Here is a 23773-nt window from a genome sequence, read left to right on the forward strand (position 1 = left end):
TAATTTAATTCTTCATTCGACGCAGGAGGATTACCGGATGAGCAAATCGCGCCACCGCACTATCAGGTGGGCATGGTTGGTCGCCGTATTGACCCTGATCGGGTTGACCTCCGCCGTCGGTCCGGCGGCGCCGGCCCAGGCGACGCCGCTCAAAGAGTTTCCCAAAGTACCGCTCGACCCGGCCGCGGCGGTGGCGCAGGTCGGCCCGCAGGTGGTCAACATCAACACCAAGCTCGGCTACAACAACGCGGTGGGTGCCGGAACCGGCATCGTCATCGACCCCAACGGCGTGATCCTGACGAACAACCATGTCATCTCCGGGGCCACCGATATCACTGCGTTCAGCGTCGGCGACGGCCGCACCTACGGGGTGGACGTCGTCGGCTACGACCGCACGCAGGACGTCGCGGTGCTGCAGCTGCGCGGCGCCGGCGGTCTCCCCACCGCGGCGATCGGCGGCCCGGTGAGTGTCGGTGAGCCCGTCGTGGCGCTGGGTAACACCGGCGGCCAAGGCGGTGCCCCCCGGGCGGTCCCGGGCCGGGTGATTGCCGTCGGGCAGACCGTGCAGGCTTCCGACGCCCTGACCGGGGCCGAGGAGACCCTGAACGGGCTGATCCAGTTCGACGGTGCGATCCAGCCGGGCGATTCGGGTGGTCCCGTCGTCAACGCCGCCGGTCAGGTGGTCGGCATGAACACCGCGGCCACCGAGAACTTCCAGCTGTCCGGCGGGCAGGGTTTCGCCATCCCGGTCGGCACCGCGATCGGCATTGCGAACCAGATCCGCTCCGGCGGCGGCTCGCCCACCGTGCACGTCGGGCCGACGGCCTTCCTCGGTCTCGGCGTCGTCGACAACAACGGTGCCGGTGCCCGAGTGCAACGCGTGGTGGGCACCGCTCCGGCCGCATCGGTCGGAATCGCCGTCGGCGATGTCATCACCGCCATCGACGGGGTGCCGATCAACTCGGCGACCGCGCTGTCGGACGCGCTCACCCCGCACCACCCGGGTGACTCGATCGCGATCAGCTTCACCTCCAAGTCCGGCGTCGCTCGCACCGAAAACGTCACGCTGGCCGAGGGGCCGCCGGCCTGATCCGACCGCATGAACCTCCCGGCACGCGAAATGCAATGGTGTGAGCGGGAATTCAGGATCGGTGCGCTTCGGGTGATTCTTCGACAGGCCTCTCGGGTACACGTGGCATCGTGGATTTGATGAATGACGCGACGCAGACCTCGAGGCAGGATCCCGCGCACCATCCCGCCGAGGGCAGTCACGTCGAAGGAGGCGTGGTCGAACACCCGACCGCGCAGGACTTCGACAACGCCGCTGCCCTACCCGCAGATCCCACCTGGTTCAAACACGCGGTCTTTTACGAAGTGCTGGTGCGGGCATTCTTCGACTCGAATGCCGACGGTTCCGGCGATCTGCGCGGCCTGATCGACCGGCTCGACTTCATCCAGTGGCTCGGGGTCGACTGCATCTGGCTGCCGCCGTTCTACGACTCGCCGCTGCGCGACGGCGGCTACGACATCCGCGACTTCTACAAGGTGCTGCCCGAGTTCGGCACGGTCGAAGACTTCGTGGCGCTGATCGACGCTGCCCACCAGCGCGGGATTCGCGTCATCACCGACCTGGTGATGAACCACACCTCGGAGTCGCATCCGTGGTTCCAGGAATCGCGCAACGACCCCGACGGGCCATACGGCGACTTCTACGTGTGGAGCGACACCAGCGAGAAGTACACCGACGCGCGGATCATCTTCGTCGACACCGAGGAGTCGAACTGGACGTTCGACCCGGTACGGCGCCAGTTCTACTGGCACCGGTTCTTCTCCCACCAGCCGGACCTCAACTACGACAACCCCGCCGTGCAGGAAGCGATGATCGACGTCCTGCGGTTCTGGCTCGGCCTGGGTATCGACGGGTTCCGGCTGGACGCGGTGCCCTACCTGTTCGAACGGGAGGGCACCAACTGCGAGAACCTGCCCGAGACGCACGCCTTTCTCAAACGGGTCCGCAAGGTGGTCGACGACGAGTACCCGGGCCGGGTGCTGCTCGCCGAGGCCAATCAGTGGCCAGCGGACGTCGTCGAGTACTTCGGTGATCCCACCACCGGCGGCGACGAGTGCCACATGGCGTTCCACTTCCCGCTGATGCCGCGGATCTTCATGGCGGTGCGGCGGGAATCGCGGTTTCCGATCTCGGAGATTCTGGCCCAGACGCCGGGCATCCCGGACATGGCCCAGTGGGGCATCTTCCTGCGCAACCACGACGAGTTGACACTGGAGATGGTCACCGACGAAGAACGGGACTACATGTACGCGGAGTACGCCAAGGATCCGCGGATGAAGGCCAACGTCGGCATCCGCCGCCGGCTGGCTCCGCTGCTGGAGAACGACTTCAACCAGATGCGGCTGTTCAACGCGCTGTTGCTGTCGCTGCCGGGTTCGCCGGTGCTGTACTACGGCGACGAGATCGGCATGGGCGACGTCATCTGGCTGGGTGACCGCGACGGGGTGCGGACGCCGATGCAGTGGACACCGGACCGCAACGGCGGATTCTCGACAGCCAACCCTGGTCGCCTCTACCTGCCGGCCAGTCAGGATCCCGTTTACGGTTACCAGGCGGTCAATGTCGAGGCGCAGCGGGACACATCCACCTCGCTGCTCAACTGGACCCGGACCATGCTGGCGGTGCGTCGGCGGCACAACGCGTTCGCTGTCGGGACCTTCCAGGAACTGGGCGGGTCTAACCCGTCGGTGCTGGCCTACGTGCGGGAAGCGCCCGCCGAGGACGGGGAGGACGAGGGTGACGTGGTGCTGTGCGTGAACAACCTGTCACGGTTCCCGCAGCCCATCGAATTGAACTTGCAACAGTGGAACAACTACACGCCGGTTGAACTCACCGGGCAGGTCGAGTTTCCCCGCATCGGTCACCTGCCGTACCTACTGACCCTTCCCGGGCACGGGTTCTACTGGTTCCAGTTGTCCACGTCGGAGGAGGAACGATGAACGCGCCAGCCTCGGCCACGCAGCCGGCCAAGCTGCCATGGGCGGAGTGGCTGCCGCAGCAACGCTGGTACGCCGGCCGCAATCGGGAACTGGTCAGCGCCGACGTCGCGGTCGTGGTGCCGCTGCGCGAGGCGCTGGACCTGGTGCTCATCGATGTCGGCTACGCAGACGGCTTCAGCGAGCGCTACCAGGTGCTGGTCCGGTGGGACTCCGAGCCCGTTCCTGAGTTCAGCACCCAGGCCACCATCGGGTCGGCCGACGACCACATCGGGTTCGACGCGCTGTACGACTCCAAGGCGCCCCGATTCCTGCTGTCGCTGATCGACGAGTCGGCGACCCGTGCCGCATCCGGCACGTCGCCGGGCACGGAGCTGAAGTTCACCAAGGAGCCGGACGTCGAACTGCCGCTGGACGCCTATCCACGGGTGTCCGACGCCGAGCAGAGCAACACCAGCGTGATCTTCGACCGCCCGCCGGCCGCGATCTTCAAGGTGTTCCGGCGGGTCAGCCAGGGCATCAATCCGGATATCGAGCTCAACCGGGTGCTCGGCCGGGCCGGCAACCCGCATGTGGCCCGGCTGCTGGGGGCCTACGAGGTCGCCGGATCCGGCGAGGACGACGGGTCTCCGCTGGGCATGGTGACCGCCTTCGCGGCCAACGCGGCCGAAGGCTGGGCGATGGCCACCGCCAGCGTTCGTGACCTGTTCGCCGAGGGTGATCTGTACGCCTATGAAGTTGGTGGTGACTTCGCCGGGGAGTCGTATCGGCTCGGCGAGGCCGTCGCGTCGGTGCACGCCACCCTGGCCGAGCAGCTCGGGACGCAGCAGGCGACATTCCCGGTGGACACGGTGCTGTCCCGGTTGTCGTCCGCGGCGGCCACCGTGCCCGAGTTGAGCGACTACGTGGTGACCATCGAAGAGCGCTTCGGCAAACTCGCCGACGAACCGATCACCGTGCAACGCGTGCACGGTGACCTGCATCTGGGTCAGGTGCTGCGCACCCCGGAAAGTTGGGTGCTGATCGACTTCGAAGGGGAGCCGGGCCAACCGTTGGCCGAGCGCCGGGCACCGGATTCGCCGCTGCGGGATGTGGCCGGTGTGTTGCGGTCATTCGAGTACGCGGCCTATGGGCCGCTGGTCGATCAGGGCGGGGACAAGCAGCTCGCCGCCCGCGCCCGGGAATGGGTCGAGCGCAATCGCGCCGCGTTCTGTGACGGCTACGCGGCCGCCTCGGGAACCGACCCGCGGGACTCGGCGCTGGTGCTGGCCGCGTACGAACTGGACAAGGCGGTGTACGAAACGGGTTACGAGTCCCGGCACCGGCCTACCTGGCTGCCCATCCCGCTACGCTCGATCGCCCGCCTGACGACGGGATGACCCGGGGGTTCTGAAAAAGAACATCGGCAGCAGCGCTGGCCGAAGCGGCTGCTGCCTCCTGAAAATGAACATCGGCAGCAGCGCTGGCCGAAGCGGCTGCTGCTCCTGAAAATGAACATCGGCAGCAGCGCTGGCCGAAGCGGCTGCTGCTCCTGAAAATGAACATCGGCAGCAGCGCTGGCCGTTGCGCTGCTGCCGATGTGGTCCATCGGTGACCCGGCTGGGTCAGGTGGCGGGCCCGGTGACCGGGGCCGGCGCGGCGGCCGGTGCTGGTGCAGGTGCCGGTGCCGGTGCGTTGACCGCGTTGATCACCTGCAGCATGTCCGGCTTCATCGCCATCAGCTGCTGGTTCCAGTAGTTCCACGAGTGGGTGCCGTTGTTCGGGAACTGGAAGACGCCGTTGCGTCCACCCGAGGCGGCGTAGGTCTGCTGGAACTGCTGGTTGGTGCGCAGCGTCAAGCCCTCGAGGAACTTGGCCGGCATGTTGTCGCCACCCAGGTCACTCGGCGTGCCATTGCCGCAGTACACCCAGATCCGGGTGTTGTTGGCGACCAGCCGCGGGATCTGCAGCATTGGGTCGTTGCGCTTCCACGCCGGGTCGGTGGACGGGCCCCACATGCTGTTGGCGTTGTAGCCGCCGGCGTCGTTCATCGCCAGCCCGATCAGCGTCGGCCACCAGCCTTCGGCGGGGTTCAGGAAGCCCGACAGCGACGCGGCGTACGGGAACATCTGCGGGTAGTAGGCGGCCAGGATCAGCGCCGAACCACCGGACATCGACAGCCCCACCGCCGCGTTGCCGGCCGGCGACAAACCCTTCTGGGCCTGCAGGTAGGCGGGCATCTCCCGGGTCAGGAAGGTCTCCCACTTGTAGGTGTAGTTCTGCCCGTTGCCCTGCGAAGGCTGGTACCAGTCGCTGTAGAAACTGGACTGGCCGCCCACCGGCATCACCACCGACAGCCCGGACTGGTAGAACTCCTCGAAGGCCGGGGTGTTGATGTCCCAGCCGCTGTAGTCGTCCTGGGCGCGCAGCCCGTCGAGCAGATAGACCGCGTGCGGTCCGCCGCCCTGGAATTCGACCTTGATGTTGCGTCCCATCGACGGCGACGGAATCTGCAGGTATTCCACCGGAAGCCCCGGCCGGGAGAACGCCCCCGCGGTCGCCGATCCGCCGACGGCGCCGACGAGACCCGTCAGCAGGGCAGCCCCCATAGCAGCGATCGCCAGCCTGCGGGGCATGGTTGCCGCTGCGCCACGCAGCTTTTCAACGAACTTCATCGCTTGACCCGTCCCAACTTTCATCTGCCGCTCGTGCGGAGGAATCTGTTCTGGGCGAGTGAAACACAAATGACCGACGCCGCCCGGCCGTCACGGCCGACGGCACATGTCGCGGTTGGCTAACGATTAGGCTTCGGGCCGGACTCCGCGGCGAGACGGTCGCAATCCGGTCACAATGCGATAACTAGGCAACCAACCGTCGTAAAAAGGTTGACGCCGTGATGATTCCGATCACCGGCGCCACCAGGAGCACGACGATGTCCACCGCGTGGAAGGGGGCGCCGATCAGCAGCGCCCGCAACACGTCGACCTCGTAGCTCAGCGGGTTGACTTTGCTCAGCGCGTGCAACCAGGCCGGCATCACGTCGACCGGGTACAGCGCGTTGGACGCGAAGAACAGCGGCATGGTGATGGCCTGGCCGATGCCCATCAGGCGGTCCCGGTTGCGCACCAGTCCGGCCAATGTCATTGACAGGCAGGCGAAGAACGCCGCGCCCAGCATGACCGCGATCATCGCGGCCAGGATCCGCAACGGGTTGACCGTCAGGCCGATCCCCATCACATACGCCAGTGCGAGAACACCGACGACCTGCGCTACCGAGCGCACTCCGGCGGCGAACGACTTGCCGGTGATCAGTGCCGACGCCGGCGCGGGCGTCACCATGAGTTTGGCCAGCACGCCCGCGTCGCGATCCCAAATGATCTGGATGCCATAGAAAATGGAGATGAACAACGCCGATTGGGCGATGATGCCCGGCGTCAGGAACGCCTGATACGACACCGGCCCGGTGTCGATGACGTGCAGGTGGCTGAACGTGGTGCCGAAGATCAGCAACCACAACGCGGGCTGCACCATCCGCATGACCAGCTCGGTGCGGTCGTGCCGCAACTTCTGCAGTTCCACGATCGCGAATGCGCCGACTCGGCCCAAAGTCGCTCCGACGCAGTCGATTCCGCGGGGCGCACGGACCAGTTGCACCTCGACGGGCTGGCAGTCTCGATCAACGGTCATTACGCTGGCGCCCTTCTGCTAGACCGGAGTTGGCGCATATCGGCCGACGGCTGGTCGAGATCCGATGCGGCGTAGTGGCGGAACACGTCTTCGAGGGACGCGTCCGGCGACACCGTCTCCTTCAACTCATCCGGCGTGCCGACCGCTTGGAGCGCACCCTTGTGCATCAGCGCGACCCGGTCGCACAGCGCGTCCGCCTCTTCCATGTAGTGGGTGGTGAGCAGCACGGTCATACCGAACTGTTGCTGCATCTGCTGGACCTGCCGCCAGACGCCGTCGCGCGCGATCGGGTCCAGGCCCACCGTCGGTTCGTCGAGCACCAGCAGCGAGGGCCGGTTGACCAGGGCCTGGGCCACTTCCAGCCGGCGGACCATCCCACCCGAATAGCTCGACGCGAGCCGGTCGGCGACGTCGAGCAGATCCATCGCGGCCAGCGCCTGGTCGACGCGTTCGGCGCGCTCGGCGCGCGGCACCCCGTACAGGCGGGCGAACCAAGCCACGTTCTGCCGGCCGGTGAGCGCCGTCTCGATCGAAAGTTGTTGTGGCACATAGCCGATGTTGCTGCGGATGTCCACGGTCTGGTGCCGCGCGTCCAGCCCGAAGATGCGCAGCTCACCCTGCTGGACCGGCGCCAGCGTGGTCAGCACCCGCACTACCGTCGTTTTGCCGGCGCCGTTGGGGCCCAGCAGACCCATCGTCTCGCCGGGCCTGACCGAGAACGTCACGTCGTCGACGGCCGTGTGCGAGCCGTAGCGGTAGGTCAGCCGCCGGCAGTCGATCGCGTCAGTCATGTGTATCGCTCCTGCAATTTCCTGGTGATCCCCTCGAGGACCTCCAACCCTTTGGCCAATACCCCGATCTGGTGTTCGTCAAGCTCATCGAGCAGGTCGATCAGCACGGCGCGCCGTGTCGCGGCAGTGGCGTCCATCACGTGCTGTGCCGATTCGGTGAGCCGCAACCGGCTGATCCGCCGGTCCGCGGTGTCGGCGGTACGTTCCAGTAAGCCCGCGCCGCACAGCTTGGACACCAGGGTGGAGGCGGTGTTCGGTACCAGCCCGAGTTCGGCGGCCGCGACGCTCACCGAGACGCCAGGTCGGCGCGACACCAGACGCAAGAGCTCGGCCTGCGATTCGGAGAGCTGACCGGGCGCATAGCCGGTGCCGGCGGCGCGGCGCAGCTGCCTGCGGAACCGGCCCACGGTGCGGGGCAGTTCGGCTGCGAGATCGGCAGCGGTGGTCACTCCATTCGTCACTCCACCCAGAATACCTCTGTAGGCGAGCTATCTATGTGAACCTACGCATCGCGTCGCGCAACGAAGACGCCGACCCATAGCCGACCATGCCCGCGATCTGGTTCAGCGGTGCGCCCGGTCCTGCCGACGGCATGCTCATCGGTCACCAGGCCTGAGTCGCTCGAGGGTCACATCCACGGACCCGTCCCGCAGCAGCGCGGTCATGTAGGTGCAGAAGGGTTGGCGCCGGCGGTCCGTGGGTGACCCGGGGTTGAGCAGGCGCAGGCCGGTCGGCGTCGTGGTGTCCCAGGGGATGTGGCTGTGGCCGAACACCAGCACGTCGGTGTCGGGATAGAGCCGCGACATCCGCGCCTCGCGCCCGGCGGCGGCACCCGTTTCGTGCACCACGGTGAAGCGCACCCCGGCCAGCTCGACGTCGGCGCGTTCGGGCAAGCGTGAGCACAGTTCGTCACCGTCGTTGTTGCCCCAGCAGGCGACCAGCCGCTTGGCCCTGGCTTGGAGCGAGTCGAGCAACGAGGGCACCACCCAGTCGCCGGCGTGGATGACGACGTCGGCCGCCGCGACCTCGTCCCAGACCCGCGCGGGCAGATCGCGGGCCCGTTTCGGGATGTGCGTGTCGGCGATCAGCAGGAGCCGCATAAGTTCTATGCATACCCCCAGCAGAGGAGAGACCATGCGCACCTTCGAGTCAGTCAGTGACCTCGCCGCCGCCGCGGGCGAAACGATCGGGCAGAGCGACTGGGTGACGATCAGTCAGGAAGAGGTCAACCTGTTCGCCGACGCGACGGGCGATCACCAGTGGATCCACGTCGACCCGGAGCGCGCCGCGAAGGGCCCGTTCGGCACCACCATCGCCCACGGGTTCATGACGCTGTCGCTGCTGCCGCGGCTGCAGCACGACATGTACACGGTCAAGGGCATCAAGCTGGCAATCAACTACGGCCTGAACAAGGTTCGGTTCCCTGCGCCGGTGCCGGTGGGTTCGCGGGTGCGGGCGACCAGCTCGCTGGTCAGTGTCGACGACGTGGGCAACGGCGCCGTGCAGGCGGTGGTGTCGACCACGGTCGAGATCGAGGGTTCCCCCAAGCCGGCATGTGTGGCCGAAAGCATCGTGCGGTACATCCCCTAGGGTTCGCCAGGGGTGGCGCGAGCAGACGCTAAAGCCCCCGCACGCACGGCGTGTCGGGGGCTTTAGCGTCTGCTCGCGCGGGGTAACCGGCCTCAGAACTCGGCGATCGAGTGTTCCAGCCGCGCGGCCAGGCGCGCCTCAGCCTCGGCCTTGCGGGTCGGGATGTGCTGCGACGGGAAAGGCGTTGTGACGGGCTGATATTCGCGCAGGGTGCGGCGCGCCACCGTCATCTTGTGCAACTCGGTGGCCCCGTCGGCGATGCCCAGTGACTCCGCGGCGATCAGCATCTTGACGAACGGCATCTCATCGGAGACTCCAAGCGCGCCGTGCAGATGCATCGCCCGTTGGGCCACGTCGTGCAACACCTGCGGCATGGCCACCTTCACCGCCGCGATGTCACGACGCACCTTCTGGTAGTCGTGGTGCTTGTCGATCAGCCACGCGGTGCGCAGCACCAGCAGCCGGAATTGCTCGATCTGGATCCAGCTGTCGGCAATCTTCTCCTGCGTCATCTGGAAGTCGGACAGCCGCCCGTGCCGGGTCTGGCGCGACACCGCGCGCTCGCACATCATGTCAAATGCCCTGCGTGCCAACGCGATCGTACGCATGGCGTGATGGATCCGCCCGCCGCCGAGCCGGGTCTGGGCGATCATGAACGCCTGGCCCTCACCGCCGAGCACATGATCGGCCGGCACCCGCACGTCCTTATAGCGGACGTAGCCGTGGCTGGCCCGCTTGGCGGATTCGACTCCCACACCGACGTTGCGCACGATCTCGATGCCCGGCGTCTCGGCCGGCACGATGAACAGCGACATCTTCTCGTAGGTACGGCCTTCGGGATTGGTGACGGCCATGACGATGAAGAAGGACGCGTGTTTGGCGTTGGTGGAGAACCACTTTTCGCCGTTGATGACCCAGTCGTCACCGTCGCGCGTGGCGGCGGTGACGAAAAGCCCCGGGTCCGAGCCGCCCTGCGGTTCGGTCATCGAGTAGCAGGAGGTGATCTCACCGTCGAGCAACGGCTGTAGGTACCGAGCCTTCTGCTCGTCGGTGCCGAACAGCGCCAGGATCTCGGCATTGCCCGAATCCGGTGCCTGGCAACCGAACACCGACGGCGCCCAGCGCGATCGCCCGAGGATCTCGTTGAGCAGCGCCAGCTTCACCTGGCCGAAGCCCTGGCCGCCGAGTTCGGGCCGCAGGTGCGCGGCCCACAACCCCTGGTCTTTGACCTGCTGCTGCAGCGGCCGCAGCACCGCCATCATCTCGGCGTTCTTCTTGTCGTACGGGTCAAGCGCGACCAGATCGAGGGGCTCGAGCTCCTCGACCATGAATTTCTCCACCCAGTCCAGCTTGGCCTGGTATTCCGGGTCTGTCTCGAAGTCCCACATCGTCGGCACCGTTCCCCGGTGCACCGTCGCACCGGCATCGTTTCAGGAGCGACACCATCGTATGTGCCTTGTCTGCGACTACGGGTAGTACTACGATGCGTAGTAATCGTGGGTCGGGTCCAGCGGAGCGGAGCGCAGCCGATGCCCAACCAACCGAAATCCGACCGGTACGCTGCCGAACGCCGGTTCTACCGGGCCGCAATGGTTTTCGCCGCCGCACTGGCACTGCATGCCGCTGACCACTTTCGGCGCGGTATGGATGTCATCCCGCCGGCGGTGATGATGGCGGGCAACATTCAGATCGTTGCGGCCGTGATCACCATCGCGCTGGTGGTGCGGCGAAACCGGTGGGCACCGCACGCGGCGATCACGCTCGGCCTGGCCAGTGCGGTGGGCTTCAGTGCCGCGCATCTGCTGCCCAGGTGGGGGCCGTTGAGTGACAGCTTCATCAATCCCGCTGCGGGCTCGGGAGTCACCTGGTTCTCCTGGGTGACGGCGGTCGGGGAAATAGGCACTGCCCTGGTGATGGCCGCAGCCGGGATCGCTTTGCTGCGCGCCGCTAGGATCCGGCGATCTGTCGCCTGAGTTCGACCACCGCACGCGCAATATTCACCAGCGGCGTATTGGATTCCTGCGAGAGCCGCTTCAGCAGTTCGAATGCGCGGACCGCGTCTATGTTGTACTGCTGCATCAGCATTCCCTTGGCCTGACCGATGATGTCCCGACTGGCCAGCGCGCTCTGAAAGTGGCGTTCGCGCTGGACGCTGTCCCACACCAGTGCCGCATGCGTGGCGAAGACAAACCCGATCTCCAAGGCCTCCTCATCGAACGCGTGGGGTACGTCGGCATACACGTTGAGCGCACCGAGGGTGTGGGTGCTGGTGAACAATTCGAACGACAGGATCGACCGAATCGGTGTTTCGGCGAGCGCCGCGTGGCGATACCGCGGCCAGCGCGTGTCGGCTACCAGGTCATCGACCCGCACAACGTGGTGCTCCCAGGCGGCGATCAGACACGGGCCCTCTTGATATCGCTGTTGAATCTCATCGAGCCACCGCGGCCAATGGTGGGTGCTGGCCTGCGTCGCGATCTGACCGCGCCGGCTGGCCACCGTAAGCCCCGCGTACTGGGCCCCCGGAATTGTATGTGTGGCCTCGCCGACCAACTGGTCGATCACGGCCTCACTATCGGTGCCGGGCCGGTTGTGCAGGTCACGCGCCAGATCCGCGATCTGCTGATGCACGAGGCCGTTGTCCTGTTCCACAAGCAGTCCTTCCGGCACACCTGCCGGCGCGCCGCATCCATCTTACGGGCGATGCGAACGCAACCTGAAATGCCACCGAATCAGACTGTCGCACAAGATCTTTGCGAGTCGCTCAAGATTTCTCCGGCCATACTGTCTAGCCTCATGCCCCATGGACCCTCGGGCCGGCGGCGGCGTCGAAGTGGCTTGTCAAGGCCCGGTGATCGGTGCGGCGGCACTGTGGGATCTGCCCCATCGCTGGCGGGAATCCCGCTGGACGCTGCTCGCCCAGACCCCGGCTTTCTTGCGGGTGTTCGGCTTTCGCAGCGGGCGGGGCCGAGCCCTGCAGGAAGCGATGCACCGAGTGCACCCCGAAGAACCGCATTGGTATCTGTCCGCCATCGGCAGCGATCCCGCATTGCGCGGCAAAGGTTTCGGACAGGCGCTGATGCGATCCCGTCTCGAACGTTGCGATGCCGAATACTGTCCGGCCTACCTGGAATCGACCAAAGCCGAAAACCTGCCGTTCTACGCCCCTTTCGGCTTCGTGGTCACCGGTGAGATCGTGTTGCCGGGTGGTGGTCCGACGATGTGGCCGATGTGGCGCGATCCGCGCTGACCGGGCTATTAACCTGTTGACATGACCCCGCAGGCGCGCGCGGCGCAGCAGGCAGATCTTCGCGAACTGGGACGCACCCTGGGCCGGGCGTTCTTCGACGATCCGGTTTCGGTCTGGTTGCTGCCTGACCCCGATAAGCGCCACGCCCACCTGTCGCGGCTGTTCACGACCATGACACGCCATCACCACCTGGGTGCCGGCGGCGTGGAAGTGGCGTGCGACGGCCCCGGGATCGGCGCGGCCGCGCTGTGGGATCCGCCGAACCGATGGCAGGAGTCGCGCCGCGCGCAGCTGGCCCAGACGCCGACATTTCTGCGGGTGTTCGGCTTCCGGACGGCCAAGGCACGGGGCCTGCAGGAGCTGATGAAGAGCAAGCACCCAGAGGAACCGCACTGGTATCTCGCCGTCATCGGCAGCGATCCAGACGTCCGCGGGCGCGGCTTCGGCCAGGTCCTGATGCGGTCTCGGTTGGACCGCTGCGATGCCGAATACTGTCCTGCGTACCTAGAGTCCAGCAAAGCCGAAAATGTGCCGTACTACGAGCGTTTCGGCTTCCGCGTCACCGGCGAGATCGTCTTGCCCGACGGTGGGCCGACGCTGTGGCCGATGTGGCGAGACCCGCGCTGACGGGCAGCGGAGGCGATCCGAGCGGGTTTAGCGGCCATATCTTGCGGGCAACCGTGGCCAATGGCTACCGATGATGCAGGTTCTGTCGATGCCGCCGACTTCCCCGAGGAAGGCGGCCCCGGCGACACCCTGAACGCGGAAGAGTCCACCGACTCCGACGAGTTGCTGAACGACGACGGGGACGTCGTCGTCGACCCGCCCGAGGACTGGAGCGGTGCCGACAAATTCGGGATGACCGCGCGCGAGGAACGGGAGGGCGAATCGCTCGACGCGCGACTCGCCGCCGAACAACCCGACGTCACCGAGCAGGCGGCCACCAGCGCGGTCCCGGACGATGAAACAGGCCGAGCCCATCGCGGTCAGGTCGACGGCGCTCCGGAAGACGGCGATTCGCTGTACCAGGTGGTCGACGAGTAGTCAGGGATTGCTTTTCCAGCCGGCCACCCCGATTGCGATCATGCGCAATTGCTTGACCGCGATCCGGTGAATGTCCTGCAGCGCTTCGGTGCTCTGCGCGTCCTCGATGGCCTCGGCGATCACGATCATCGAGTTCACGAACAGGCTGGCCAGCACGTTGAGGTCCTCGGTGCTCCATTCGTTGAGCCGCGGGAAACGCGCCAGGTCGGTGGCCAGTTCGGACGTGATCAGCCGAATCTCGGTCCGGATCGCATACCGCAGCACCGAGACGCCGGTTGAGCGTTCGCGGGCGATGAAGCGCCAGTGTTCGCGCTGTTCGGCGACGCTACCAACCAGGATCTCCACCGACGATTCGATCACCCGGTTCGGGTCCAGCTTGCCGGCGCGCGCGCCGCGCAGCGTGTCCCGCAGACTGCGGAACGATTCGTCGATGAGCACCAGGCCGAGCGCTTCCATCGACTCGAAGTGCCGGTAGAACGCCGCCGGCACGATCCCGGCCTCCCGGGTCACCTCCCGCAGGCTCAGCCCGCTGAAGCTGCGGTCGTTGAGTGCCTTGAGTGCCGCGGCGATGATCGCGCGCCTGGTGGCTTCCTTGCGTTCCTCCCGCGAAGGACTCTCCCGGCCGTTGGGATTGCGCGAATCACGGGCCCTGTCCTGGCCCGATCGCCGCGAATGTGAGCTAGGAGTACGACTGTTCACTATGTGAACCGTAACACAGAGCCGACGAAACCCTTGACCACCTGCGGGAAACGGTGCGACGGTGTACACATGTTCACTCAAACTTTCACTCGGACGATCGCCAAGCGGGTCCTGAGTTCCGACCTTATCGATCTGCTCACCGGGCCGCACGGCGTTGACCGGTACACCGAGCTTGTGACGCCGACCTGGACGTCGGGCGAGGCCCGCGCCAAGGTGGTTGACGTCCGGCGCACGACGCCGCGCAGCGTCACGCTGACGCTGGCACCGAACGCCGCGTTCACTGACCGCTACACCGTCAAGGCCGGGCAGTTCGTCAACGTCACGCTCGAGATCGACGGGCGCAGGCACTCCCGCTGCTACTCACCGGCCAACGTCGAGGGCAGCACGCAGCTGGAACTGACCATCGGCGTGCACGATGGCGGGCTGGTCTCGACTTACCTGTACGAGCGGGCTCGTCGGGGCATGGTCGTTGGCCTGGACGGCGTCGGGGGCGACTTCGTGCTGCCGATTCACCGGCCCAAGCGGATCCTGTTCGTGTCGGGTGGCAGCGGCATCACGCCGGTCATGGCGATGCTGCGCACCCTCATCGCCGAGCGGCACCAGCAATTCCGCAAGGGCGAAATCGCGTTTGTGCACTACGCGCGCACCCCGGAAGAGGCCTGCTACCGCGAGGAGCTGGCCGCAATGCGCGGGGTACGGGTGCTGCACGGCTACACCCGGTCCGGTGACGGCGACCTGCAGGGCCGCTGCGGTGCCGAACACCTGGCCGCCGCCATGGAATCTCCCGACGCGGTGTTCGTCTGCGGGCCAACCGCTTTGGTCGACGCCGTACGGCAGCACTGTGAAAACGTGTTCACTGAAAGCTTCGTGCCGCCGGTGATCGAAGTTCCGGCCAATCCCACCGGCGGGCGAGTCAGCTTCGCCGACAGCAAGGTCGACGTCGTCGACGACGGTCGCTCCCTGCTGGAGCAGGCCGAAGCCGCCGGCCTCTCGCCGGAGAACGGATGCCGGATGGGCATCTGCCACACCTGCACGCGCCGCAAGACCGCGGGCACCGTACGCAACCTGGTCACCGGCGCCGTCGCCACCGGCGCCGACGAGAACGTCCAGATCTGCGTCACCGTCCCCGTCGGCGACGTCGAAATCGACCTCTGACAGCCCCACCAAACACACCAGAAGACCTAGGAGGAGACGCCATGCCTCAAGAAAAGATCACGCTCACCAAGGAGCAGGCCGAGGCCTTCGGCCGCGAACTCGACGCCATCAAGGAACGCGAGATGGCAGACCTCGGCGAAGAAGACGCCGAATACATCCGCCGCATGATCAAGATCCAGCGCGGGCTGGAAGTCGGTGGCCGCGCGCTGCTCTTCCTGCCGCCCGCCTGGCTGCTGGGCACCGGGATGCTCGGCATCGCGAAAATCATGGACAACATGGAGATCGGCCACAACGTCATGCACGGCCAGTACGACTGGATGCGTGACCCGGCGATTTCGGGCCGCGACTTCGAGTGGGACACCGCCTGCCCGGCCGACCAGTGGCGGCACTCGCACAACTACATGCACCACACCCACACCAACATCGTCGGGATGGACCGCGACATCGGCTACGGCATCCTGCGGATGAGCGAGGACCAGCGCTGGACGCCGTACTTCCTGGGCAACCCGGTCTACGCGTTCCTGCTGATGGTGCTGTTCCAGTACGGCGTCGCCCTGCATGAACTGGAAACCGAGCGGATCCGCGCCGGTGAGATCAGCCTGCGGGACAAGCGCGACACCCTGAAAGAGATCTGGAAGAAAACTCGCCGCCAGTCGCTCAAGGACTACGTCGCCTTCCCGCTGCTGGCCGGACCGTTTGCGCCGTTCGTGTTCACCGGAAACCTCACCGCCAACCTGATGCGCAACGTGTGGTCGTACATGATCATCTTCTGCGGCCACTTCCCGGACGGCACCCAGGAATTCACCATCGAGGAGACCAAGGACGAGACCCGCGGCCAGTGGTACTTCCGCCAGGTGCTCGGCTCGGCGAACCTGACCGGCGGCAACCTCTTCCACGTGCTGTCGGGCAACCTGTCGCACCAGATCGAGCACCACCTGTTCCCGGACATGCCGGCCCGCCGGTACCCCAAGATCGCGCCCGAGGTACAGCAGATCTGCGAACGCTACGGCATCCCCTACAACAAGGGCCCGCTGCTCAAGCAGTTCGGCACCGTGGTCCGTAAGATCGTGCGGTTGTCCCTGCCCGACTCGATGCGGCTGCGCCGGAAGCCCACCGCGCCCGCCGAGTTGGAGTTGGTAGCCGCGTAAGCAGTAAGCGACGAGGCTGCGCCGATGGCGCCGAGACTGCGTCCAGGGTGTGTCACTTCGACATCGGGTCACCCTGGACGCAGCCTCGGCGCCACATTGGGTGGACAATGACTTGGTGCAATGGACCGGCGCACGGTATTCGGACACCCCGACGGTGGAAGGCACGACGTGGGTCGATGCCGACCAGCACCGAGTGTGGGATCTGATTTCCGATATCGAGCTGATGCCGACCCTCAGCAACGAGTTGTTGGCCGTCGAGTGGCTGGACGGCGCCACCGGTCCGCGGCTCGGCTCGCGGTTCATCGGGCACAACGAGCACGATGCGTTCGGCCGGTGGTCTACCACCTCACAGATCATTGCCTGTGACGAGCCGCGCGAATTCGCTTGGGCAGTAGGAGAACCCGAAACTCCGTCGGCTATCTGGCGGTTTCGGCTGACCCCTCGGGACGGTGGCACCGCGCTGTCGTTCTGGACCCAGCTGGGCCCGGGCCGGTCCGGGTTGTCCAGCGCCATCGACGCCATGCCGGACAAGGAACAAAAGATCGTGTTCGTGCGGCTACGGGAGTTCGAGGCCGCGATCGACAAGACGCTGGCGGCGATCAAGAGGTTGGCCGAACACGGGGTCCGGTGATGCGGACCGCCACCACCGTCGAACTGTCCGCGGGTCCGAACGCCAGACAGACCGTCGACTTCGTGGTCGAGTCCGAGCGCCTCGGGCTCGACGTCTGCTGGGTGGCCGAGGCATGGGGCGCCGATGCGCCGTCGGCGCTGGGATACCTGGCGGCCCGAACCGATCGAATGTTGCTCGGCTCCGGGGTCATTCAGGTCGGTACCCGCTCGCCGGTGCTGATCGCCCAGACCGCGATCACGTTGTCCAACCTTTCCGGCGGCCGGTTCCTGCTGGGTCTGGGCGCCTCGGGCCCCCAAGTGATCGAAGGCCTGCACGGCGTCGCGTTCGCGCGCCCGCTGGCCCGGGTCACCGAAACCGTCGAGGTGATCCGGCAGGCCTTCGAGGGTGGCAAAATCTCCCACTCCGGCAAGCAGATTCAAATTCCGCGCCCCGGCGGTGAGGGTAAGCCGATGCGGTTGTCGACTCGCCCGGAACACGCCATCCCGATCTACCTGGCCACCCTGTCACCGGCGATGTTGCGGCTGACCGGAAGGATCGCCGACGGATGGCTGGGCACCAGCTTCGTCCCCGAAGGCGCCGACGACGCCTACTTCGCACATCTCGACGAGGGCCTGGCGTCCGCCGGTCGGCGGCGCGCCGACGTCGACATCTGTCAGGGCGCCGAAGTCGCTTTCGCGCCGGATGAAGACGCGTTGGGCGACATGGTCGCCGCCCGCAAGGCGGAACTCGCGTTCAGCCTCGGCGGCATGGGGTCGGCCACCACGAACTATTACAACCAGGCCTACAGCCGGCAGGGCTGGGCCGAGACGGCCGCGGCGGTGCGGGAACGCTGGCAGGCCGGCGACCGTGCCGGGGCGACCGCCCTGGTCACCGACGACATGGTGCTGGCCACCACGCTGATCGGCACCGAGGAGCGGGTCCGGGCCCGCCTGGCGGTCTGGCGCGACGCGGGTGTGGATACCGTCCGGCTGTATCCGGCGGGGGAGACGCTCGATGCCAAACTCTCGACACTCGGCCGGGCGATCGAGCTGGTCCGCGAAACCTAGTGCGCCGCAGTGGGTGCGTCGGACACCTTGACGAGTTCGACTTGTGGGCGCGCCGGCACGCTGTCCGCGAGGAACCACCGGAATGCGAGGTTCCCGCGCGGATAGCCAAGCGTGGTCAGCGAATTGGGATGAGCGGTCCTGCTTCGGGACAACACGATGGTCACCGAACCGTCCGCGTTGGGCACCGCGGTGTGCCCGTTGGCCGAACAACGGACGTCGGGACCCTCCGCGGGGCCGTAGGTCGCCATGAACTGGTTCCACACCACCATGTTCCAGAACCGGCACGACGGCGGCCGGTGCGTGATCACCAGCGCCTCGTCGTCGTCCAGCACGAAACTGCCGTAGGCGTAGCAGGCGTCGCGCGCCGACCAGCCGAAGTTGGCGTCGGGCACCTGGTAGGGCTCGGCGAATTGGTTTGCGGTGTGGGCGACTTCGTGTCCCAGCGAATGCTGTTCGTCGGCCCGGTTGCCGACCGGCAGCGGCACGATCGCGAACATGGTGCGTAGCCAGGTGGTCACCGCCCGCAACCGGTCGGCGGTTTCGTTGTCCCCGTGTGCGATCGGGTCGGGTTCGTCGAGCGCCTCGATGTCCCAGGCGACGGGGCGACCGGTCAGCGGGTCGGCCTGGTAGTCCCGGGTCATCAACGCGGCCGCGTCGGGCGTCGGCGGGAATTCGAAGGAGAAGTTGCCGTCGGCGTCGATGTCGAGATCGGTGTCGCGCACGATCGCCACCACCCGGTTCGACCATGCCCCGGGCGAGGGCTCGTTGTAGGCGGTGACCGAAAAGTACACGCTGTCACCCTTATTGCCACTGATGCGGTAGCGGCGGTCGGGGTCGACCGGGCACATGTAGTAGTACGCGTCGGTGTTGTCGCCGCCCCATCGGCGGTCGCGCCGGAACGGCGTGTTGACCGCCACGAACTGCGGGCGGCCGGGCTCGGGGAACAGGTAGCTGTCGAACGCGACCCCAAGGGTGGCGGCGAGCATGCGGTAGCCGTCGGCCACGTGCCGCTCGTCGGTGACCGCGCGGTCACCCTCGAGGAAGGAGCTGTCGAGGTCGCCCAGTGCGGTCAACAACTCCCGCCACGCGGTCGTCGATTCGTGCGTCATGCGCTGATTCCTTTCAGGAGCAACGTGGTGGTGCGATCGATCCAGGCGTCATCGAGACCGTTCGGGCGGGTGAGCAAGGCAAGCAGGATGACCCCGGCGACCGCGTCGGCCAGCTCGGCCGCGGTCACGTCGGCACGGACATCGCCGCGCGCGGCGGCCTCGTCAAGCCACCCGGCCAGCGTGCCGCCGATCAGGCCGGAGAACCGTTGCAGCAGTGCTGAATGCAGACTGGGATCGGCGGCCATCTCGCCGATCAGGCCCGGCAGCGCCGCCCTGGCCGCCGGTGTGGTCAGCACAGCCATTGTGCGGCAGACCATTTCGCGCATGTCCTGGCGCACGGATCCCGAGTCGGGGACTTCCGTCGCGGCATCGATCGGGAACACCGCCTCATGGACGAGGTGCGCCTTGCTGGGCCAGCGCCGGTAGATCGCCGGCTTGGAGGTGCCGGCCCGCTCGGCGATGGCCGAAACTGCCAGCCCCGCATACCCGTTCTCGGCAAGTAACTCCACCGTGGCGGCCAGCACCGCGGCGTCGATACGCGGATCGCGGGGGCGGCCGAAGTCTACTACCATTACGAAACTCAGAGTAACATAAGTGGCCGTGACCGCGACCGTTCAACTAGACGACCTTGCCAGCCCCCGGTTCAGCCCGGAGGCGCAGCCGATCCTGGACATGATGACCGGGCTGGCCGCGGACTGCCCGCTGGACGCCGAGGCATTGCATGCCCGGGCCAGTGCCGACACCGGCCTGCACGATTTCGGTCCGGCGGACTACCGGGAACGGCTCGATGTCTACCTGGCGGCGCTGCGGGAGATCGACGGCGTGCACGGGGCCGGCGTGGTCAATTTCTACGGCCAACTGCTGCAGTTGCTCAAGAACCGCCTGCTGCTGACCGACCTGTTGAGCCGGCATCCCGAGATCAACGACATCGTGCTGCGCTCGCCGGTCGTCATCGCGGGCCTGCCCCGCACCGGCACCACCCATCTGCACAACCTGCTGGCGGCGCCGCCGACGTTCCGCACCATGCCGTACTGGGAGAGCAACGAGCCCTTCCCGCTGCCGGCCGAGGCCGGTCAGGAGCCGGATCCGCGACGGAGCCGGATGGATATGGCGGTCAGCGTGATCAACCTGGTGATGCCACATTTCGCGCTCATGCACGAGATGACCACCGAGCACGTGCATGAAGAGATTCAACTGCTGGCCAACGACTTCTCCACCATGCTGTTCGAGACGCTCGCCCACGTCCCGCGCTGGCGCGACTACTACCAGGCCCACGATCAGACGCCGCACTACGAATACCTGGCGACCCAACTGAAGGCCATGCAGTTTCTCCGCGGCGGCGAGCGCTGGTTGCTCAAATCGCCCCAGCACCTCGAGCAGGTGCCGGTCCTCGATCGCGTTTTCGGCGACGGCATCGTCGTGTTCACCCACCGCGATCCGGTGCCCGTCGCGCTGTCGATGGTCGCGATGATCACGTACTCCGCGCGCATGCACCGGTCGCCCGTGCCGGTGCGGCAGATCGCCGGGTACTGGATCGACCGCCTCGAGCAGATGCTCAATGCCCTCGTTCGCGACCGGGACACCATCGGCCCGGATCGCTCGATCGACGTTCGCTTCGACGACTTCATGGCCGACGAGCTCGGCGCGGCCGAACGGATCTATGCCCTGGCGGGCGAGCCGTTCACGGAGGCGGCCCGGGGCGCGCTCGCCGACTACCTCGCGGGCCATCGCCGTGGCCGACTCGGCAGTGTCGAAACGTCCTTCGAGATGTTCGGACTGGACGAAGCCGATCTACGGGATCGCTTCGCGCCCTATGTCGAGCGATTCCTGCGCTAGGACTACGTTCTCAACTCATGAGTACTCTGCCCACGCTCGAAGGCGTCGAACACCGGTTTGTCGATGTGGGCGGGGGTGTCACAATCCACGTCGCCGACGCCGGACCGGCCGGAGGGCCGGCGGTGATGCTGGTGCACGGCTTCCCGGAAAACTGGTGGGAGTGGCACGAGCTGATCGGCCCGCTGGCCGCCGACGGCTACCGTGTGCTCTGCCCGGACCTGCGGGGCGCGGGCTGGAGTTCGGCGCCGCGCTCGAGCTACACCAAGGCCGAGATGGCCGACGACCTCGCGGCCGTGCTGGACAGGCTGGGCGTCGCGCAGGTGCGGTTGGCCGCGCACGACTGGGGTGGCCCGGTGGCCTTCATCCTGATGTTGCGTCATCCCGAAAAAGTGACCGGGTTCTTCGGGATGAACACCGTGGCGCCGTGGGTGAAGCGCGACCTCGCGGCGGTCCGCAACATCTGGCGGCTCTGGTACCAGATCCCGGTATCGCTACCGGTCGTCGGTCCCCGCCTGCTTCGCGACCCCAAGGCGCGCTTCGCTCGCGCCCTGGGGAACTGGGTCGGTGGCGGGTTCAACCTGCCCGACGACGCCATCCGGCTCTACATCGACCGGATGCGCGAGCCGGGCCACGCCGAGGCCGGTTCCCGGTGGTACCGGTCCTTCCAGACCAAAGAGATGCTGAGCTGGATGCGCGGCGAGTACGACGACGTGCGGGTCGAGGTGCCGGTGCGCTGGCTGACCGGCACCGAGGACCCGGTGATCACGCCGGACCTGAGCGATTCCTACGCCGACCACATCACCGATTTCGAGGTCGAGCTGGTTCCGGGCGTCGGGCACTGGATCGTGTGGCAGCGACCCGATCTGGTGCTCGACCGGCTGCGGGCGTTCCTGCGCCTCTAACCGGGCTGGACCAGGATCCGAATGGGGTTGCCTTCCTGACGCTCCAGCTTCTCGATGCCGGCGTGGATGTCTTCCAGTGCGATGATCTCACTGATCGAGCGCGAAAGGTCAAGGCGCCCAGCAGAAACCAGCTTCGCCAAGGTTTCGATGTCGACGTTCTGATAGCCGAGGTGGCCCAGCGCCTGCTTGCGGCTCAGCCCGAACATCGCGGTGGGTCCCACCGTCGGTGACTCCGCGCTCATACCCACCCCGACCAACCGCCCACCGGAGGTCAGGGAATCCAGCGCCTGCTCGAAGGTCACCTTCAGGCCGACGGCATCGAACGCTACGTCCAGTTTCCGGCCGCCGGTGACCTCGGCGATCTTGTCCTGTGGCGCCTCGTCGCGGGTGTCGAACGCATAGTCCGCGCCGATCTCGAGCGCCCGGTCCAGCACCGCGGGGTTGATGTCGAGCGCGATCACCGGCACCGCACCCACCAGGCGCGCCAGTTGCACGATATGGGTGCCGACACCGCCGACGCCCCAGACCCCGACCGATTCCCCGACCGCCACCTTGCCGGTGCGCACGACGGCGCCGAACGGAGTGGACACCGCGTCGGCCAGGATCGCGGCCTGCTCCAGCGGCACGTTGTCCGGCACCCGGGTCAGGCCCTGCGCCTGGGCGAGGGTGTATTCGGCCCAGGCGCCGTCGTAGGCGAACGCCATCAGTTGGATGCGCAGGCAATTCGACGCATCGCCGCGCCGGCAGTTCGGGCAACGCTGACAGGGGCGGCCGGCGGCCACCACCACCCGGTCGCCCTCGGCCCAGTCGGTCACGTCGGGGCCGAGCTTGGCGACGGTGCCCGCGGCCTCGTGGCCCTGGGTCACCACCGGTGTCTGGGCCGGGAAGGTGCCGTTGATCAGACTCAGGTCCGAATGGCAGATCCCGCAGAACGCCACCTTGACCAGCACTTCGCCGGGGCCCGGCTCTGGGATCGGAACATCTTCCAGCACAACCTTTTTGGTGTCGGCATAGAAGCGCTCGGCCCGCATGGTCGGTGCCACGGTTATTCGACGCCGATGGTGACTTCGGTGGACTTGATGAACACCGTGGCCGGCTGCCCGACCTGCAGACCGAGATCGGTCACGGCGTCCTTGGTGATCGAGGAGGTGACGGTCTGGTCGCCGCCGTCGAGGCGGATCTTGACGATCGCCATCACGCTGCCGAGATCGATTTCGGTGATGGTCCCCTTGAGCTGGTTTCGCGTAGACAGGCGCATGGCAACCGAGCCTAGGCCCGCGGTCCGAGCAATGCGATGGCAGCGTCCACCGCAGGTTCGACGATGTCGCGGGTGGACCTACCGTCCTCGACCGCCAGCGCGACGAGTTCCCGCAGACCGCCCAACAGGATCACCGCCAACGGGACGCTCAGCGGCGGCAGGTTGACCCGGCGGAACCCCGGGCTGCCGCTCAGGTCGATCAGCAGGCTGGTCAGCAGGTCCAGGCCCTGGCGCTGGACGGGCCGGGCGACATCGCCCAGGTAGGGCAGCTCACGAATCCAGCTCAGGGCGATCGCCGGCCGCGACTCGATACTGCCGACGTAGCCTTCGACCGCTTGGCGGATCTGGACCTGCCAGTCGGCCTCGGGGTCGACCGCGTCGCGGATGTCGGCGGCCATGATGTCGATCTCGAGCCGCAACAACTCCAGGAAGCACTCCTCCTTGCTGGCGAAGCGGTCGTAGAAGGTGCGCTTGGATGTCCGTGCGTGGCGGACGATGTCGGCGACCGTGGTCGCGCGGTATCCGCGCTCGCAGATCGAGGCGTCCAGGCCGTCCAGCAGGCGACGCCGGAACGGATCGGGCTCGGCCAGAACCGTCTCGCCCGCCACTGCCGTCACGACCGGCTCCTTTCGGCCAAATGCT

The 23773-nt window shown here is 66.7% G+C and carries 26 protein-coding genes and 1 pseudogene; 14 read left to right on the plus strand and 13 right to left on the minus strand.

The features are described from left to right. The first annotated feature begins 37 nt into the window (after positions 1 to 37). The 3 genes from A9X01_RS27320 (at position 38) to A9X01_RS27330 (ending at position 4385) form a co-directional block, all read left to right on the plus strand. On the plus strand, positions 38 to 1090 hold the full coding sequence (locus A9X01_RS27320) for a S1C family serine protease (protein ID WP_065123693.1): 1053 nt from the start codon (positions 38 to 40) through the stop codon (positions 1088 to 1090). Between the two features lie 119 nt (positions 1091 to 1209). Next, positions 1210 to 3009: a maltose alpha-D-glucosyltransferase gene (gene treS / locus A9X01_RS27325; protein ID WP_065123731.1), complete on the plus strand. Its 1800-nt coding sequence runs from the start codon at positions 1210 to 1212 to the stop codon at positions 3007 to 3009. Then, positions 3006 to 4385, plus strand: coding sequence for a maltokinase N-terminal cap-like domain-containing protein (locus tag A9X01_RS27330; protein ID WP_065123694.1), 1380 nt, complete (start codon positions 3006 to 3008; stop codon positions 4383 to 4385). Before treS ends, A9X01_RS27330 begins: the two co-directional genes overlap by 4 nt. Positions 4386 to 4610: 225 nt before the next feature. On the opposite strand, the gene ag85C is transcribed toward A9X01_RS27330, so the two are convergent. The 5 genes from ag85C to A9X01_RS27355 form a co-directional block, all read right to left on the minus strand. After that, entirely contained in the window at positions 4611 to 5660 is a 1050-nt protein-coding gene (ag85C, locus tag A9X01_RS27335; protein WP_065123695.1) for a diacylglycerol acyltransferase/mycolyltransferase Ag85C, read from the minus strand. A gap of 184 nt (positions 5661 to 5844) precedes the next feature. Next, positions 5845 to 6672, minus strand: coding sequence for an ABC transporter permease (locus A9X01_RS27340; protein WP_065123696.1), 828 nt, complete (start codon positions 6670 to 6672; stop codon positions 5845 to 5847). Beyond that, positions 6672 to 7463 (minus strand): ATP-binding cassette domain-containing protein, encoded by a 792-nt coding sequence (locus A9X01_RS27345; RefSeq protein WP_065123697.1) that lies wholly within the window; start codon positions 7461 to 7463, stop codon positions 6672 to 6674. The genes A9X01_RS27340 and A9X01_RS27345 overlap by 1 nt, the downstream gene beginning before the upstream one ends. Continuing rightward, complete coding sequence (locus A9X01_RS27350; protein ID WP_253849433.1) at positions 7460 to 7924, minus strand: MarR family winged helix-turn-helix transcriptional regulator; 465 nt, start codon at positions 7922 to 7924, stop codon at positions 7460 to 7462. The genes A9X01_RS27345 and A9X01_RS27350 overlap by 4 nt, the downstream gene beginning before the upstream one ends. Before the next feature lie 135 nt (positions 7925 to 8059). Then, the gene (locus A9X01_RS27355; RefSeq protein ID WP_065123699.1) at positions 8060 to 8563 is read right to left on the minus strand and encodes a metallophosphoesterase family protein; all 504 of its coding nucleotides are present in this window, start codon (positions 8561 to 8563) and stop codon (positions 8060 to 8062) included. A gap of 34 nt (positions 8564 to 8597) precedes the next feature. On the opposite strand from A9X01_RS27355, the gene A9X01_RS27360 reads away from it, so the two are divergent. Then, the gene (locus A9X01_RS27360) at positions 8598 to 9053 is read left to right on the plus strand and encodes a MaoC family dehydratase (RefSeq protein ID WP_065123700.1); all 456 of its coding nucleotides are present in this window, start codon (positions 8598 to 8600) and stop codon (positions 9051 to 9053) included. Positions 9054 to 9145: 92 nt separating this feature from the next. On the opposite strand, the gene A9X01_RS27365 is transcribed toward A9X01_RS27360, so the two are convergent. Then, entirely contained in the window at positions 9146 to 10441 is a 1296-nt protein-coding gene (locus A9X01_RS27365) for an acyl-CoA dehydrogenase family protein (RefSeq protein ID WP_065123701.1), read from the minus strand. Between the two features lie 141 nt (positions 10442 to 10582). On the opposite strand from A9X01_RS27365, the gene A9X01_RS27370 reads away from it, so the two are divergent. Then, positions 10583 to 11026 carry a hypothetical protein gene (locus A9X01_RS27370; protein ID WP_065123702.1) on the plus strand — a complete coding sequence of 148 codons (444 nt, stop codon included), beginning with the start codon at positions 10583 to 10585 and terminating at the stop codon, positions 11024 to 11026. Here the strand turns inward: A9X01_RS27370 and A9X01_RS27375 are convergent. Then, positions 11001 to 11705 (minus strand): GAF and ANTAR domain-containing protein, encoded by a 705-nt coding sequence (locus tag A9X01_RS27375; protein ID WP_065123732.1) that lies wholly within the window; start codon positions 11703 to 11705, stop codon positions 11001 to 11003. The genes A9X01_RS27370 and A9X01_RS27375 overlap by 26 nt on opposite strands. 163 nt (positions 11706 to 11868) lie before the next feature. Here A9X01_RS27375 and A9X01_RS27380 point away from each other — a divergent pair. The 3 genes and pseudogenes from A9X01_RS27380 to A9X01_RS27390 form a co-directional block, all read left to right on the plus strand. Further along, a pseudogene (locus tag A9X01_RS27380) lies at positions 11869 to 12303 on the plus strand (GNAT family N-acetyltransferase); the annotation flags it as partial. A gap of 21 nt (positions 12304 to 12324) precedes the next feature. After that, positions 12325 to 12930, plus strand: a complete 606-nt coding sequence (locus tag A9X01_RS27385; protein ID WP_065123703.1) for a GNAT family N-acetyltransferase — start codon at positions 12325 to 12327, stop codon at positions 12928 to 12930. Between the two features lie 60 nt (positions 12931 to 12990). Next, positions 12991 to 13347 carry a hypothetical protein gene (locus A9X01_RS27390; protein ID WP_065123704.1) on the plus strand — a complete coding sequence of 119 codons (357 nt, stop codon included), beginning with the start codon at positions 12991 to 12993 and terminating at the stop codon, positions 13345 to 13347. Here the strand turns inward: A9X01_RS27390 and A9X01_RS27395 are convergent, their stop codons facing one another. Next, complete coding sequence (locus A9X01_RS27395; protein WP_065123705.1) at positions 13348 to 14046, minus strand: TetR family transcriptional regulator; 699 nt, start codon at positions 14044 to 14046, stop codon at positions 13348 to 13350. Between the two features lie 69 nt (positions 14047 to 14115). Between A9X01_RS27395 and A9X01_RS27400 the strand changes: the two genes are divergently transcribed. From A9X01_RS27400 to A9X01_RS27415, 4 genes are all read left to right on the plus strand, one after another. Next, complete coding sequence (locus A9X01_RS27400; protein WP_065123706.1) at positions 14116 to 15201, plus strand: flavin reductase family protein; 1086 nt, start codon at positions 14116 to 14118, stop codon at positions 15199 to 15201. Positions 15202 to 15242: 41 nt separating this feature from the next. Then, entirely contained in the window at positions 15243 to 16349 is a 1107-nt protein-coding gene (locus tag A9X01_RS27405) for a fatty acid desaturase family protein (protein ID WP_065123707.1), read from the plus strand. Between the two features lie 115 nt (positions 16350 to 16464). Next, positions 16465 to 16980 (plus strand): SRPBCC family protein, encoded by a 516-nt coding sequence (locus tag A9X01_RS27410; protein WP_065123733.1) that lies wholly within the window; start codon positions 16465 to 16467, stop codon positions 16978 to 16980. Continuing rightward, complete coding sequence (locus A9X01_RS27415; protein ID WP_065123708.1) at positions 16980 to 18026, plus strand: LLM class flavin-dependent oxidoreductase; 1047 nt, start codon at positions 16980 to 16982, stop codon at positions 18024 to 18026. The genes A9X01_RS27410 and A9X01_RS27415 overlap by 1 nt, the downstream gene beginning before the upstream one ends. Here A9X01_RS27415 and A9X01_RS27420 read toward each other — a convergent pair. Together A9X01_RS27420 and A9X01_RS27425 are read right to left on the minus strand one after the other, a co-directional pair. Next, entirely contained in the window at positions 18023 to 19135 is a 1113-nt protein-coding gene (locus tag A9X01_RS27420) for a DUF1214 domain-containing protein (RefSeq protein WP_065123709.1), read from the minus strand. The two genes, A9X01_RS27415 and A9X01_RS27420, sit on opposite strands and share 4 nt — an antisense overlap. Further along, a complete protein-coding gene (locus tag A9X01_RS27425; protein ID WP_065123710.1) occupies positions 19132 to 19707 on the minus strand; it encodes a TetR/AcrR family transcriptional regulator in 576 nt (191 codons plus the stop codon). Before A9X01_RS27425 ends, A9X01_RS27420 begins: the two co-directional genes overlap by 4 nt. A gap of 100 nt (positions 19708 to 19807) precedes the next feature. Here A9X01_RS27425 and A9X01_RS27430 point away from each other — a divergent pair, with 100 nt between their 5' ends. After that, a complete protein-coding gene (locus tag A9X01_RS27430; RefSeq protein WP_253849439.1) occupies positions 19808 to 20971 on the plus strand; it encodes a sulfotransferase family protein in 1164 nt (387 codons plus the stop codon). A gap of 17 nt (positions 20972 to 20988) precedes the next feature. Continuing rightward, positions 20989 to 21873 (plus strand): alpha/beta fold hydrolase, encoded by an 885-nt coding sequence (locus A9X01_RS27435; RefSeq protein WP_065123712.1) that lies wholly within the window; start codon positions 20989 to 20991, stop codon positions 21871 to 21873. On the opposite strand, the gene A9X01_RS27440 is transcribed toward A9X01_RS27435, so the two are convergent. The 3 genes from A9X01_RS27440 to A9X01_RS27450 are packed head-to-tail and all read right to left on the minus strand — an operon-like array spanning position 21870 to position 23748. Next, positions 21870 to 22916, minus strand: a complete 1047-nt coding sequence (locus A9X01_RS27440) for a zinc-binding dehydrogenase (RefSeq protein ID WP_155772317.1) — start codon at positions 22914 to 22916, stop codon at positions 21870 to 21872. The genes A9X01_RS27435 and A9X01_RS27440 overlap by 4 nt on opposite strands. A 2-nt stretch (positions 22917 to 22918) precedes the next feature. After that, positions 22919 to 23131, minus strand: coding sequence for a TOBE domain-containing protein (locus A9X01_RS27445; protein ID WP_065123713.1), 213 nt, complete (start codon positions 23129 to 23131; stop codon positions 22919 to 22921). An 11-nt stretch (positions 23132 to 23142) separates the two neighbouring features. Next, complete coding sequence (locus tag A9X01_RS27450; RefSeq protein ID WP_065123714.1) at positions 23143 to 23748, minus strand: TetR/AcrR family transcriptional regulator; 606 nt, start codon at positions 23746 to 23748, stop codon at positions 23143 to 23145. Positions 23749 to 23773 lie beyond the last annotated feature (25 nt).

The sequence above is a fragment of the Mycobacterium asiaticum genome (assembly GCF_001668675.1).
Taxonomy (GTDB): Bacteria; Actinomycetota; Actinomycetes; order Mycobacteriales; family Mycobacteriaceae; genus Mycobacterium; species Mycobacterium asiaticum_D.